Source organism: Ferdinandcohnia salidurans (genome assembly GCF_042680725.1).
Taxonomy (GTDB): Bacteria; Bacillota; Bacilli; order Bacillales; family Bacillaceae_L; genus Ferdinandcohnia; species Ferdinandcohnia salidurans.
Window position 1 is genome coordinate 54,449 of the sequence record NZ_JBHUEK010000022.1, and the last position, 13,353, is coordinate 67,801.

The 13,353-nt window shown below is 37.7% G+C and carries 9 protein-coding genes; 6 read left to right on the forward strand and 3 right to left on the reverse strand.

Going from position 1 to position 13,353, the window contains the following annotated elements; translation table 11 throughout:
- Positions 1-11 precede the first annotated feature (11 nt).
- Both ACFSFW_RS14140 and ACFSFW_RS14145 read right to left on the reverse strand, forming a co-directional pair.
- The gene (locus ACFSFW_RS14140; RefSeq protein ID WP_388039185.1) at positions 12-914 is read right to left on the reverse strand and encodes a COX15/CtaA family protein; all 903 of its coding nucleotides are present in this window, start codon (positions 912-914) and stop codon (positions 12-14) included.
- A 498-nt stretch (positions 915-1,412) separates the two neighbouring features.
- Positions 1,413-3,494 carry a transglycosylase domain-containing protein gene (locus ACFSFW_RS14145; RefSeq protein WP_388039229.1) on the reverse strand — a complete coding sequence of 694 codons (2,082 nt, stop codon included), beginning with the start codon at positions 3,492-3,494 and terminating at the stop codon, positions 1,413-1,415.
- Positions 3,495-3,663: 169 nt separating this feature from the next.
- Here ACFSFW_RS14145 and ACFSFW_RS14150 point away from each other — a divergent pair, with 169 nt between their 5' ends.
- A complete protein-coding gene (locus ACFSFW_RS14150; protein ID WP_304214490.1) occupies positions 3,664-5,085 on the forward strand; it encodes an aldehyde dehydrogenase family protein in 1,422 nt (473 codons plus the stop codon).
- 49 nt (positions 5,086-5,134) lie between these two features.
- On the opposite strand, the gene ACFSFW_RS14155 is transcribed toward ACFSFW_RS14150, so the two are convergent.
- Positions 5,135-6,277, reverse strand: a complete 1,143-nt coding sequence (locus tag ACFSFW_RS14155; RefSeq protein ID WP_388039187.1) for an MFS transporter — start codon at positions 6,275-6,277, stop codon at positions 5,135-5,137.
- A gap of 133 nt (positions 6,278-6,410) precedes the next feature.
- On the opposite strand from ACFSFW_RS14155, the gene ACFSFW_RS14160 reads away from it, so the two are divergent.
- The 5 genes from ACFSFW_RS14160 to acnA all read left to right on the forward strand — a co-directional run bounded on the left by ACFSFW_RS14160 (position 6,411) and on the right by acnA (position 13,304).
- The gene (locus ACFSFW_RS14160) at positions 6,411-7,280 is read left to right on the forward strand and encodes a LysR family transcriptional regulator (protein ID WP_304214487.1); all 870 of its coding nucleotides are present in this window, start codon (positions 6,411-6,413) and stop codon (positions 7,278-7,280) included.
- Between the two features lie 124 nt (positions 7,281-7,404).
- Positions 7,405-8,385 carry a tripartite tricarboxylate transporter substrate binding protein gene (locus ACFSFW_RS14165; RefSeq protein WP_304214486.1) on the forward strand — a complete coding sequence of 327 codons (981 nt, stop codon included), beginning with the start codon at positions 7,405-7,407 and terminating at the stop codon, positions 8,383-8,385.
- A gap of 85 nt (positions 8,386-8,470) precedes the next feature.
- The gene (gene prpB, locus ACFSFW_RS14170; RefSeq protein WP_304214936.1) at positions 8,471-9,379 is read left to right on the forward strand and encodes a methylisocitrate lyase; all 909 of its coding nucleotides are present in this window, start codon (positions 8,471-8,473) and stop codon (positions 9,377-9,379) included.
- 12 nt (positions 9,380-9,391) lie between these two features.
- Complete coding sequence (locus ACFSFW_RS14175; RefSeq protein WP_388039190.1) at positions 9,392-10,531, forward strand: PrpF domain-containing protein; 1,140 nt, start codon at positions 9,392-9,394, stop codon at positions 10,529-10,531.
- 82 nt (positions 10,532-10,613) lie between these two features.
- Positions 10,614-13,304 (forward strand): aconitate hydratase AcnA, encoded by a 2,691-nt coding sequence (gene acnA, locus ACFSFW_RS14180; protein WP_388039192.1) that lies wholly within the window; start codon positions 10,614-10,616, stop codon positions 13,302-13,304.
- Positions 13,305-13,353: the final 49 nt, after the last annotated feature.

Below are 13,353 nucleotides of genomic sequence, written 5' to 3' on the forward strand. Positions count from 1 at the left end.
CTTTTTGTGTTTTACTTTGTAAATTTAGCGCTTCTCCAATTCGTTACTTTTATTGATGTATGGGAAAAGCGTAGGGTAATCCAGGATTCTACAATAATTCCAAAAAGGGCGGTTCCAAGTGCTAGATGAATAACTGCCCATGGAATTGATAATGCGGTATTGATCGTAAAAATGCCTGCTAAAATTTGTAAAAATACAGTTAGTGAGGTTAACAAAAGTCGTAATTTAATGCTTGTACTCCATTTATTTGTGAATGCAAAATAAGTCAGAATAAGTATGTAAATAGCTGAAACAAACGCAAAGAAGCGATGTAGTGATTGTAAAATCTGAGCTTTACTTATAGGAAGGAAAGTGTTAGAACAAGATAACCATTCACATGCTATTCCATACGACTGATGCTTAATATACGCACCAAAACCTAAGGTAATAGTTAGCAGTAAAATTAGGGTGAAATAGTGCTTTTGTAAGGCTGTTGCATGACTAACGCTGACTGTTGAACTTGATTGGCTTTTCCATATAAATAGCAAGCATGCAAAATAGGCCATAGCAATTAGTAGGTGGATGGTTACAACAATTGCTGGCAAATCAAGAACAACTACAATCGCACCAAGAATAACCTGAAGGATAAGGAGAAGGATCATCCAATTTGCTGTTGTCTTTACATGATTTTCAGTTTCTGTTCGCTTAATTTTTAAAAACAAAATGGCAGAAAGAATAAAAAGTAGAGCACCGATTATACGATGTGCATATTCAATAAGTGTTTCTCCTTCTAATACAGGAACTAATACACCATTACATAATGGCCAATCTGGCCCACACCCCATACCTGATTGAGATGAAGCGACATATCCACCAAACACAATAAGAAAATAAGCTAGAAGAATAGATAAGATAGAAAGACCCCGAATACTCAACAAAGATACCCCCAATTATTTGATAGTAATAGTGTACCAACGAGTATTTCGGAATGTTGTGGGTTTAATCACACTTTTTAGAAAATTTTGTATATGTCATATAGATGATGATGACACCCAAACTGTCGTGGAGGTACACCACATTCCAGTAATTAGGAAGCTGATAGCACTCCAACCGTCGTGGAGATACACCATATTCCAGTAATTAGGAAATTGATAGTACTCCAACCTTCGTGGAGATACATCACATTCCAGTAATTAGGAAGTTGATAGCACTCCAACCATCGTGGAGACACACCACATTCCAGTAATTAGGAGGTTGATAGCACTTCAACCATCGTGGAGATACACCATATTCCAGTAATTAGGAGGTTGATAGCGATCTAACCGTCGTGGAGAAACATCACATTCCAGTAATTAGGAGGTTGGTAGCACTCCAACCATCGTGTAAACAAAAAAAGAGTATCGGTCTCCCAATACTCTTTCAAAGTTTATATGTCAGTTTCCAAGTAGATCTCTAAGCTTATTTTCAACTTTTTCGCTGACATTCTTAATGTCTTTTTTTGCCTCTTCCAATACTACCTTCCATTTGGCACTTTCTTCTTTTAAGGTTTCTTCGATTTTTTCAGCTTGCTCTTTAATTTCTTCCTTTGTAATCGTTTTACGGTCCTCTTGTCCCGATAGTTTCGCATTAACAGAAACGACATCAAAGGAGTCGACTTCCATTGTAGGAAGCACTTCGTCCATGATTGCTTTATATAAAGGAACTATATAGTCAGAGCTACTACCGCGGATATAATGTGTTTTGTCAGTTTTGTCATAGCCCATCCAAACGGCACCTACGAAATTCGGTGTATATCCAACAAACCATTGGTCCTTTGTTCCATTAATATCTTTATAAGGGAGCTGGGTTGAACCTGTTTTTCCTGCTAGGTCAACTCCAGGGATTTTTGTGCCTCTACCTGAACCTGTTTCAACAACGTTTAGTAGCATAGAAGTCATATCATTAGCCACTTGTTTCGATGTAACCTTGGTTGTTTTATGCTTATGTTCTGCAATGACATTTCCGGTTGGTCCTACTATTTTTGAGATCAGATGTCCATCCGGTCGTTTCCCATCATTTGCAAAAACTGAATAGGCCTCCGCTAGTTGTAAAGGTGAAGTCCCTTTATGCATACCACCAAGTCCAATTCCAAGATATTTATCCTCTTCTGAAAATGGAATACCAAATCTTCGTAAAGAATCTAGTCCTTTATTAAGTCCAATTTGGTCTAACAGCCAAACAGTCGGTGCATTTAACGAGTGCTCAAGGGCTTCATACATCTTCACTTCACCTTGGTACGATCTTGAGAAGTTTTCAGGTGTATAATCTCCATATGTTTTTAACTCATCCACTAATACGGAAGTGACTTCATACCCTTCTTCTAGTGCAGGAGTATATACTGCTAATGGCTTTAATGTTGACCCTGGTTGTGCCTGCAAATGAGTCGCTCGATTAAAACCACGGAATACATGTTCACCACGACCACCGACTAAACCAATCACACCTCCAGTCTTAGGATGTAACATAACGGCACCACTTTGCACAAGAACATCCCTGCCTTTAGGGAAAAGATAGTCCTTTTTATAAACAGCTTCAAGGGCAGATTGAACGTCTTGATCCATCTCAGTATAGAAGCGATACCCACGAGTCAGAATCTCCTCTTGCGTCAACCCATATTTCTTTATGGCTTCATCTAGCACAGCATCTACATAATAAGGATAGCTTCTTTCTATATAGCTTCCGCCACCATCCTCTAGCTTGATTTCTTCTTTTTTTGCTTGTGCATATTCATCATCAGAAATCATCTTTAACTCATGCATTTTTAACAGAACTGTATTTCTTCGCTTAATCGCACCATCATAATTTTTATAAGGATTTAAAGCTGATGGTGCTTGGAGAATTCCAGCAAGCATAGCAGCTTCACTGATTGATACATTTTCAATTTCCGTATTAAAATACTTCTTCGAAGCTTGGCTAATGCCCCATGAACCATTTCCGAAGAAGACTTGATTTAAATACATTTGTAAAATCTCGTCCTTGGTATAATGCTTTTCAATTTCCAATGCTAAAAAGAGTTCTTCGATTTTCCGTTTATAGGTTTGTTCAGGAGAGAGAAGCGCATTTTTGGTAAGCTGCTGAGTAATCGTACTGCCTCCACCTGTAATTCTTCCAGCAAATAAATTATTAAAAAAGGCGCGCGTGATTCCTTTAATATCAAAACCATTATGGGAATAGAAGCGCTCATCTTCAATCGCAATAACCGCATTTTTCACATGCTCTGGAAGTTCTTCTACCGAGATACCGTCAGTTCGATTCGTCGAGATATTGGTTGCTACTTCACCATCTTTATCATAAATAACGGTGGCTTGACGCAAACCATCTTTCAGCGATTGAACGTTTGCTTGACTAGCCATAAAGGCAAAGAAGAGCATAGACACTAAGATAAACACCAATACAATCAGTAATAAAATTTTAGTTATATGCTTCTCTCGCCAAAAACGTTTAATAGATTCCCAGAGTCGTTTTATATACGGCATTATTTTTTCAAATATACCTCTCATATTTGTTTCTCCAATCATTAGGATACTGAACTTATATTTTATAACAGTTATTCGAATAAGAGAAATATAATATAATCTACTTATAGATTAAAAATTATATTTATAGTTATACGATTAGATGAAGTGTTTTATAGGAGGGTAATAAATGGAAAAACAACAATTATTTATCAATGGAAACTGGGAAGACGGTGTCCAGTACGAAGAATTGCACTCACCCTATAATCAAGAAATCATAGCAATGATCCCTTTAGCCACAAAAGAACAGGTAGAAAACGCAATTGCAAGTGCCCAACAAACGACAAAAACAATGCGAAATTTAACAGCTTTTGAGCGCGCAGAAATCCTCGAAAAGGTATCTGCTCTATTTACAGAAAGGCTCGAGGAATGTGCTCTTATCCTAGCCTCTGAAAATGCCAAACCATTAAAAGCTGCGAGGGCAGAAATTGTAAGAACTGCTGAAACTTACAAATTTGCTGCAGAAGAAGCCAAACGTCTTCACGGGGAAACTGTACCACTTGATGCTGCCAAAAACGGGAAAGGAAGATTTGGATACACAAAAAGAGAACCGCTGGGTGTCGTCGCGGCAATCACACCATTTAACTTTCCTTTTAACCTAGTTGCACACAAGCTTGGCCCAGCCTTTGCGGCAGGAAATACGGTCGTATTAAAGCCTGCATCACAAACACCATTAAGTGCAATTATGACAGCGAAGCTATTTGAAGAAGCTGGACTGCCAAAAGGTGCTCTAAATGTCGTGACAGGAAAAGGTAGTGTGGTAGGTGATCTACTTGTTCAGGACGATCGTGTAAAAATGATTACTTTTACAGGTAGTGTACCAGTTGGAACACGAATTAAAGAGAAAGCAGGACTTAAGCGCGTTACCCTCGAATTAGGCTCGAATGCTGCTGTCATTATTGATAGTACAGATGATTTGGAGACTGTTGCAGCACGTTGTGCAGAGGGGGCATTCAATTTTGCTGGGCAGGTATGTATTTCGGTACAGCGTATCTATGTGAATGAAAATGTATTTGAAGAGTTCGTTGAAAAATTGAAGTACTATACTAGTCAATTAATTCTCGGCGACCCAAAATCAGAAACGACAGATGTATCAGCCCTCATTAATCCAAACGAAACGGATCGAATCGATAATTGGGTCCAAGAGGCAAAAGCAGATGGCGCAAAACTCGTCTATGGTGGAAAACAAGAAGGAACTGTCTTCCAACCAACGATCTTAGTAAACACGAATGAAAAACTTTCTGTTTCTTGTAATGAAGCATTTGGTCCGGTTGTGACCGTTAATTCGTATAAAACATGGGATGAGGCTATCAGTCTCGTAAATGATTCAGAATATGGGCTACAGGCAGGAGTATATACAACAAATATTCAAAAAGCATTTGAGGCTGCTGACCAATTAGAGGTAGGAGGAGTCATCATTAATGATATTCCAACCTTTAGAGTTGATAATATGCCATATGGAGGAGTTAAAAACAGTGGCGTTGGAAAAGAAGGTATTAAATATTCCACAGAAGATATGACAGAAATGAAATTTGTATCTTTTAAACTATAAACGAAAAAGGCCTACAGCTTGAATAATTCAAGCTGTAGGCTTTCCTTTTCTATGAAGCTAATTTTCTTTTCTTTTCAGGTTTAATAGCAAATAATCCACCAATTAAAAATGTCCCACTAATAAAAAATACGGAAAAAATACCAGCCCAGGATCCAACTAATCCAAAAAAGACAGGGGCTATTAATTGTGACAAACGATTAGAGGCAAGTCGTAAACCCAGAACTTCGCCTGTTCTTGATTTTGGCGATGCATTATAGGTAGTGGTCATTGAAAGAGGCTGACCACAACCGAGTCCAAGTCCCATGAGCGCACTTAGCGCACTTAATAAAATCACATTTCCAGTAAACGGAACTAATAAAAATGAGATACCTGCCATAAAAACGGATGCAATTAAAACTTTGTCTCTTCCAACTTTTTCTGTTAATGCGGGCAATAAGAACCGAACGAGAATAATCGCTAACCCCTGTATTGAAATAATCCAGCCAATTGTTGAGGTGGAAATCCCATACTGCTTTGCGAACAGTGGAAAATAAGCAACGAAGATATCCTTTGAATATAGGACAAGTGCACTTGATATTAATGCTTTTCTTAATAAAGGCATTTTTAATAATCCAACTGAGGCACCTATGCTCATTTTTTGCTTAGCTTTTTGCTTCCTTAGGACAGGAATAAAAAAGGAAATCAAAATTGGTATGATATTTATGAAAATCGAAGCAAGGAATACAGAAGAATAGGATATGTGTTCTCCTAAATATCCCCCGATTATCGGACCAATCATCGCTCCCATCGCGGTCGCAATTCCGAATAGACTGTAATATTGATCACGTTTTTCCTCGGACGCAATATTTCCGAGTATGTTTTGTAAAGAAACTGTGATAAAAACAGCAGCTGTACCGACAATTAATTGTGAGATAAACAAGCTTGCCATTGAAGGAAAATAATAAGGAATGACCATTCCCAGTGATATTCCGACTAAACCAAGAAATACAGGTAATCGGTCTCCGATTTTATCGGCGATTCTTCCCGCATGGATGGCGAAGATTAGTGGAAAAAAAGCATATGCTGCTGTAAGAATTCCAATATCAAATGTATTTGCCCCCATTTCAGAGGCATATAACGTGATGATCGGTCTTGTTGTATTTAAGATTGTTTGAAAACCAGTGCAGATGATGATGACTATCCAAAGAATCATGTTTCTCCCTCACCAAAAATTTCTTATTTTGTAATGATAAATATAGTATATTGATAGATATAAGTAAAATATTGTATTTGAATTAATCGTCATAAGATTTATGAATATCTAACGTGCAAAAGGAGGGAATGAAATGCGAAGTCAGGATTGGGAAATTCTAAAGGTTCTCTATGAAAACAAGAATATTACAAGAACAGGTAAACAATTATTCATCTCACAACCGGCCCTAACAAATCGGATCAAACAAATTGAAAAAGAATTTGGGATCAAAATAATTAATAGGGACCGACGAGGTGTCCAGTTTACTCCACAAGGTGAGTACTTGGCGAAAAGTGCGGAGGAAATGATCCTAAAATTAAGACAAATAAAGGATCATTTGACTAATATGGAAAGTAAGGTTGTTGGAACGATTAATTTGGGAGTATCCAGTTTTTTCACCAAATATAAACTCCCTCAATTATTAAGGGCATTTAAGGACAACTATCCAAATGTAGAGTTCAAAGTAACGACAGGATGGAGTCGAGATCTTTTTCATTCACTCTATAAAAAGGATATTCATATCGCTTTTGTTCGCGGGGAATACACATGGATTGAGCAAAAACACTTATTATTTGAGGACCAGTTATGTGTAGCTTCGAAGGAAGAAATTGATATAAGCAACTTACCAAATCTCCCTCGAATTGATTATAAAACGGACAATTTACTAAAATCTATTGTGGATCATTGGTGGATTGAGAATTTTACAAGACCTCCTATGGTTACGATGGAGGTAGACCAAGTTGATACTTGTAAAGAAATGGTTGTAAATGGACTAGGGTATGCAATAATGCCAGGCATGATTTTAAAAGGAAATGAAGATATTCATAAAGTGTATATCACGGATAAAGAAAATAATCCATTAATTCGTAATACATGGATGCTATACCATAATGAATCACTAGAGGTAAATGTCATTAACGCATTCGTTTCATTCATATCATCTTTAGACTTGAGGGATTTGTAAATATCGTGAACTTTATGAACAAAATAAGGTTATTGTTGTTAATTTCTTTTAATTTGAAAACGATTACATTTTTATGTATTAAAAGTATTATAAGGTTGTGAAAATTTAAAAAAGGGGTGGGAAAATGAAAAAAATTATTTCGTTTATAGCCATTTTATCTTTACTATTTGTTGCAGCATGTTCTTCTGGTGCATCAGGTGATAAAGAATCATTTCCAACGGGGAATATTGAGTTTGTAGCGCCAGCAACTCCAGGGGGAGGTTGGGATGCAACTGCTAGAGCAATCCAAAAGATTCTTAAGGATGAAAGCATTGTAGACCAAAATATTAATGTTGTTAATAAACCAGGGGGAAGTGGAGAAGTAGGTTGGCAATATCTTTCTACAAAAGATGCACACTATCTATCTATTAACTCAAGTCTGCTAATTACAAATAACTTATTAGGCCAAAGTGAATTAACTTATGAAGATTTTACTCCACTAGCCATTTTAACAACTGAGTGGATTTCAATTGCAGTTGGAAATGATTCCGAGTTCAAAACTGCAAAAGATGTTATGGAACAATTGAAAAAGGATCCAGGCTCTTTAACTATTGCAGTTGCGCCAGGATTAGGTAACAACGATCACCTATCATTTGTACAAGCTGCAAAAACATACGGTGTTGACGTATCTAAATTAAATTTCATGATTTATGAGAGTGGCGGAGATGTAGTAACGGCTCTTTTAGGTGGCCACGTAGATGTTGCAACAATGGCAGTTTCTGAGTCTAAGGATCAGCACATTGCAGGTAACTTCAGAGTAATTAGCGTTTCTTCTGATGAAAGAATAGAAGGTTTAGAGGATGTTCCTACATGGAAGGAACAAGGTGTAGATATGGTATTCCCTCACTGGAGAGGAATCATGGGACCAAAAGATATGACGGAAGAAGAAATTGCATACTGGGATAAAGTAATCGGTGAAATGGTTGAAACCGATGCTTGGAAAGACCTAGTGAAAAATAATGACTGGACTTCATTCTACAAGAATAGTAGTGAAGCAGCTAAATTCCTAGAGGAACAAACGACAATGTATAAAGATTTAATTAGTGAATCTGGATTAGTTGACTAAAGAAAGAAGGGGCCCTATTTATTATAGGGTCCTTCGTTCTTTCATGACCTTGGCATTAATTAGAAAAATGAAAAGAGGGAATATCATGACATGGCTTGTTGAACAACAAAAGAGTCAAAAAGAATTAGCAGAGGAATTTATAAATTATATTACGGCTGGACCAATCTTGAAAATTATGGGTACACATGACGGTATGGCTGCCTTAATGGCGAAAAAGGTTGGTTTTAAAGCATTGTACTTATCTGGTGGGGCATATACGGCAAGTAGAGGACTACCAGATTTAGGTGTGCTACATTCACAAGAGGTTGCCGAAAGAGCACGTGAAATTATCCGTGCATCTAATTTGCCTTTATTAGCTGATATTGACACGGGCTTTGGAGGAATCTTGAATGTTGCCAGAACGGCTAAAGAAATGGTTGAAGCTGGTGTGGCTGCCGTTCAAATTGAGGATCAGGATTTACCGAAAAAATGTGGTCATTTAAATGGGAAAAAGTTGGTCACAGCAGATGAAATGGCACAAAAAATTAAAATCATTAAAGAAGTTGCTCCTTCACTAGTTGTAGTTGCCAGAACAGATGCACTTGCTGTTGAAGGCAGAGAGGCTGCTGTTCAGAGACTAAAAAAATATGTAGAAGCAGGCGCTGATGCAATATTCCCTGAAGCCTTAATTACAGAAGAAGACTTCAGGGCTTTCAGCAAAGAATTTGATGTTCCTTTATTAGCAAACATGACCGAATTCGGGAAAACCCCATACTTTACAGCTGAAGAATTTGAATCATTTGGTTACTCCATGGTCATTTATCCGGTGACTTCTTTGAGAGCGGCAGCGAAAGCATATGAAATTATATTCTCTGAAGTGTTTGAGAAAGGGACGCAGCGTGATGTGTTAGATAAGATGCAAACACGTAAAGAACTATATGAAACCATTAAACTTCATGACTATGAGGATCTAGATCAAGAAATAGCCAAAACGATTGTTCCTGAAATGAAGTAAGGAGGAAGAATAATGTCTCAATTCTCAGTGCGTTGTGTTGTTTATAGAGGTGGCACAAGTAGAGGTATCTTTTTTCATGAAAAAGATTTACCAACAAATAACGAATTGAAGCACAGAATTTTTTTAGAAGGAATTGATGCATACAATCCCTCACAAGTAAATGGCCTAGGAAGCGGTACATCTCACACAAGTAAAATCATGGTTATTTCAGAGCCAACTGTAGAAGGTGCGGACCTTGATTATACATTCTATCAAATTGGAATTGGAGAGTCAGTTGTTGACGATAAAGGCACTTGTGGAAATCTAATGGCGGCTATAGGAGCATTCGCAGTTGATGAAGGCCTTGTTTCAACGAGCTTAAACGATGATTTTGTTTCTGTATCAGCTTTTAATAAGAATATAAATAAAATGATAAAAATGAGAGTTCCACTATCAAACGGCAAAGCAAAGGTATCAGGAGATTATTTAATGCCAGGAATTGTTACCCCAGGATCAAAGATCATGGTTAATATTCTCTCGCCTGGTGGGGGAAAGACTGGGAAAACAATTCCGATTGGTCTAAAAACAACGATTGCTACTAGTAAAAGAAGCTATGAAGCATCATTTATCGATATTGTTAATCCATTTGTGTATGTAGCTGCTAGTGAATTTGGGATAGCAGGTTCAGAGCTAAATCATGTTGTAGGAGCGGATCATGAATTATTGTCTGAACTAGAGGAAATTCGTTTGAAAATGGCAGTTGCCGGCGGTATCGCAAAAAACGAAGACGAAGCAAAAAACATTCCTTCCATACCGAAAATTGCTTTAGTTGCTAGTCCACATGATTATGTGACTTCAGCGGGTAAACATATTAAAGCGAACGATATTGATATTGTCGCAAAAATGGTTTCGATGAAGAAATTTCATCGTACTTTTGCAGGGAGTGGGTTATATAGCTTAGCTGCAACTGCATTGCTTGAGGGAACAGTTCCAAATCAATACGCTAGAAAGAAAGACGGAAGTGTTGAACAAATGATTCGAATCGGTCATCCTGAGGGTATCGCAGAGGTTCGCGTTGCTTTAACCGAGGAGCAGGCTGATGTTGCTTCTGTTGGCTTAGATAGAACAGCCCGAAGAATTATAAAAGGTGATTTATATATTCCTGAAAAATAGGGTTTATCATAAATAGTCTAGCTGATTGCTATCATCTAGACTATTTTTTCAATGTTTACAACAACAAGGGAGGCGAAAATACATGAGTGTAACGGATTCTCTATCTACATTAAAAAGAACATTATATGTGGATGGAAAAGAATATCAATATTATAGAATAAAAGATCTAGAAACGAATGGGTATCCGATTTCATCACTTCCTCATTCAATTAAAATGCTGCTAGAGGCTGCTGTTCGCCATCTAGATGGAAAGCAAATCACCACTTCACATATTGAACAACTTGCAAACTGGGAGAAGACACAATGGGAGAAAAAAGAAGTTCCATTCAAACCAGCTAGAATTGTCTTTCAGGACTTTACAGGAATTCCTGCCATCGTGGATTTAGCTGCCATGAGAGATGCTGTGAAACGAAAAGGTGGAGATGTATCACGCATAAATCCCCAAATTCCAGTAGATTTAGTAATTGACCATTCAATGATTGTCGATTATTTTGGAAATCAAGAATCCTTGTCGGATAATCTTAAGCTTGAATACGAACGAAATTTAGAAAGGTATCGCTTTGTTAGGTGGGCACAAAAAAGCTTTTCTAATTTTAGGGCAGTACCACCTTCAAACGGTATTGTACACCAGGTTAATTTAGAGTATTTGGCTACTTCGATTGTCACAAAAAATGAAAATGGAGAAAACATTGTTTATCCTGATTCACTCGTAGGAACAGATTCTCATACACCGATGATTAATGGCCTTGGAACAATAGGATGGGGTGTAGGTGGAATTGAAGCAGAAGCAGCCATGCTTGGACAACCACTATATTTCGTGATTCCTGAGGTAGTAGGAATAAAGCTTTCAGGTAAGCTTCAAGAAGGTGTTACTGCAACAGACCTTGCATTAACGATTACAAATTTACTTCGAAAAAAAGGAGTAGTAGGCAAGTTTGTTGAGTTTTTTGGAAAAGGTTTATCTAGTATTTCTTTAACTGACCGAGCAACAATTGCCAATATGGCTCCTGAATATGGGGCGACTATGGGTTATTTTCCGGTAGATGAAGTAACATTAGATTATCTCGAGCTAACAGGACGTGGTGACAACCGATCATTGATTAAGGCGTATTATGAGGCCCAAGGTTTATTTAGAACAGATGACACCCCTAATCCGAAGTTTACTGAAACACTGGAGTTGAATTTAACTTCAATTAAACCAACAGTAGCGGGTCCAAAAAGACCACAGGATAGTATAGAATTAAACTCGATGAAGGTTGAGTTTACTAGAGTTGTAACACAGCCGGTTGCAAGTGGCGGCTATGGCTTAGATGAAGCAGAACTGGATAAGAAAGTGGAGTTAAAGGACGGTAGTGTGATCAGTACTGGTTCACTCGTACTTGCAGCCATTACAAGCTGTACCAATACCTCAAATCCAAGTGTGATGGTAGCAGCAGGCTTAGTGGCCAAAAAGGCATTGGAACTTGGCCTTAAGAAACCCGAGTTTGTAAAAACAAGCTTAACACCAGGCTCACGGGTAGTTACAAAATACCTTGAAGCATCAGGTTTACTAAAGGCATTAGAAGAGATTGGATTTTATATTGATGGTTATGGTTGTGCAACATGCTGCGGAAATAGTGGATCCCTCCTCGAATCTGTTGAAGAGGCAATTAAAGAGAATAATCTTCTTGTCGCTTCTGTTTTAAGTGGAAATCGAAACTTTGAAGGACGAGTACATCCACTTATTAAAGCAAATTACTTAAGTTCGCCGCCATTGGTGGTTGCGTATGCTCTAGCAGGTTCAGTTCAAGTGGATATGTACTCAGAACCAATTGGTTCCGGCAACAATGGAAATCTAGTGTATTTAAAAGATATTTGGCCAACTACAGAAGAAATAAATGAAGTGATCCGTTCGACTATTACGAAAGAGCTATTTAAAGAGGAGTATGAACATATTTTTGAAAATGAGGCATGGTCTTCGATTGAATCTTCTGAAGGGATGCTTTTTAAATGGGATGATCAATCGTCCTATATACAGGAAGCGCCGTATTTCCTTGATGAGCATTCAACAGTAAAGACAGACTCAGATTTTAAAAACATGAAGGCCTTATTAATGTTAGGTGACTCGATTACAACAGATCATATTTCTCCAGTTGGGCAAATTCCAGTAAAAAGTCCAGCAGGTATATTCCTAACAGATAAAGGTATTCCAGTTCGGGAGTTCAATGCATATGGCTCAAGAAGAGGAAATCATCATGTGATGGTAAGGGGGACATTTGCGAATATCCGAATTCGAAACAAATTAGCTGACGGAATAGAAGGAGGATACACCAAATATCTGCCAACTGGTGAAATCATGCCAGTTTATGATGCAGCAGTGAAGTATAAGGAGGAAAATCAAAACCTACTTATCATTGCAGGTAAAGAGTATGGCACAGGAAGTTCACGTGATTGGGCTGCAAAAGGAACGGCGTTATTAGGTGTTAAAGTAGTCCTAGCCCAGAGCTTCGAGCGCATTCATCGTAGCAATCTAGTAGGGATGGGAGTTTTGCCACTTCAATTTAATGAAGGTGAGAACGCAGATACCCTACATTTAGATGGTAGAGAGGACTTTGAAATAAAAGGTCTAAACGGTGAAATCATACCAGGACAAAAGGTTCAAGTGATTGCAAGGAAACAAGACCAATTAGAACAAATTGAATTCACCGCTACTGTACGTTTAGATAGTGTAGTTGAAATCGAATATTATCAAAACGGTGGTATATTACAAACCGTACTTGAAAATCTTTCATAAACGATTAAAACCCTTAGTAAAAGTACTAAGGGTTTTAATCTACAACTTA

What these genes read in the sequence shown, in the direction of transcription:
- ACFSFW_RS14145 (WP_388039229.1), bottom strand. Translation starts at nt 3,494, where the DNA reads ATGCCGTATATAAAACGACTCTGGGAATCTATTAAACGTTTTTGGCGA.
- ACFSFW_RS14150 (WP_304214490.1), top strand. Translation starts at nt 3,664, where the DNA reads ATGGAAAAACAACAATTATTTATCAATGGAAACTGGGAAGACGGTGTC.
- ACFSFW_RS14155 (WP_388039187.1), bottom strand. Translation starts at nt 6,277, where the DNA reads ATGATTCTTTGGATAGTCATCATCATCTGCACTGGTTTTCAAACAATC.
- ACFSFW_RS14160 (WP_304214487.1), top strand. Translation starts at nt 6,411, where the DNA reads ATGCGAAGTCAGGATTGGGAAATTCTAAAGGTTCTCTATGAAAACAAG.
- ACFSFW_RS14165 (WP_304214486.1), top strand. Translation starts at nt 7,405, where the DNA reads ATGAAAAAAATTATTTCGTTTATAGCCATTTTATCTTTACTATTTGTT.
- prpB (WP_304214936.1), top strand. Translation starts at nt 8,471, where the DNA reads ATGACATGGCTTGTTGAACAACAAAAGAGTCAAAAAGAATTAGCAGAG.
- ACFSFW_RS14175 (WP_388039190.1), top strand. Translation starts at nt 9,392, where the DNA reads ATGTCTCAATTCTCAGTGCGTTGTGTTGTTTATAGAGGTGGCACAAGT.
- acnA (WP_388039192.1), top strand. Translation starts at nt 10,614, where the DNA reads ATGAGTGTAACGGATTCTCTATCTACATTAAAAAGAACATTATATGTG.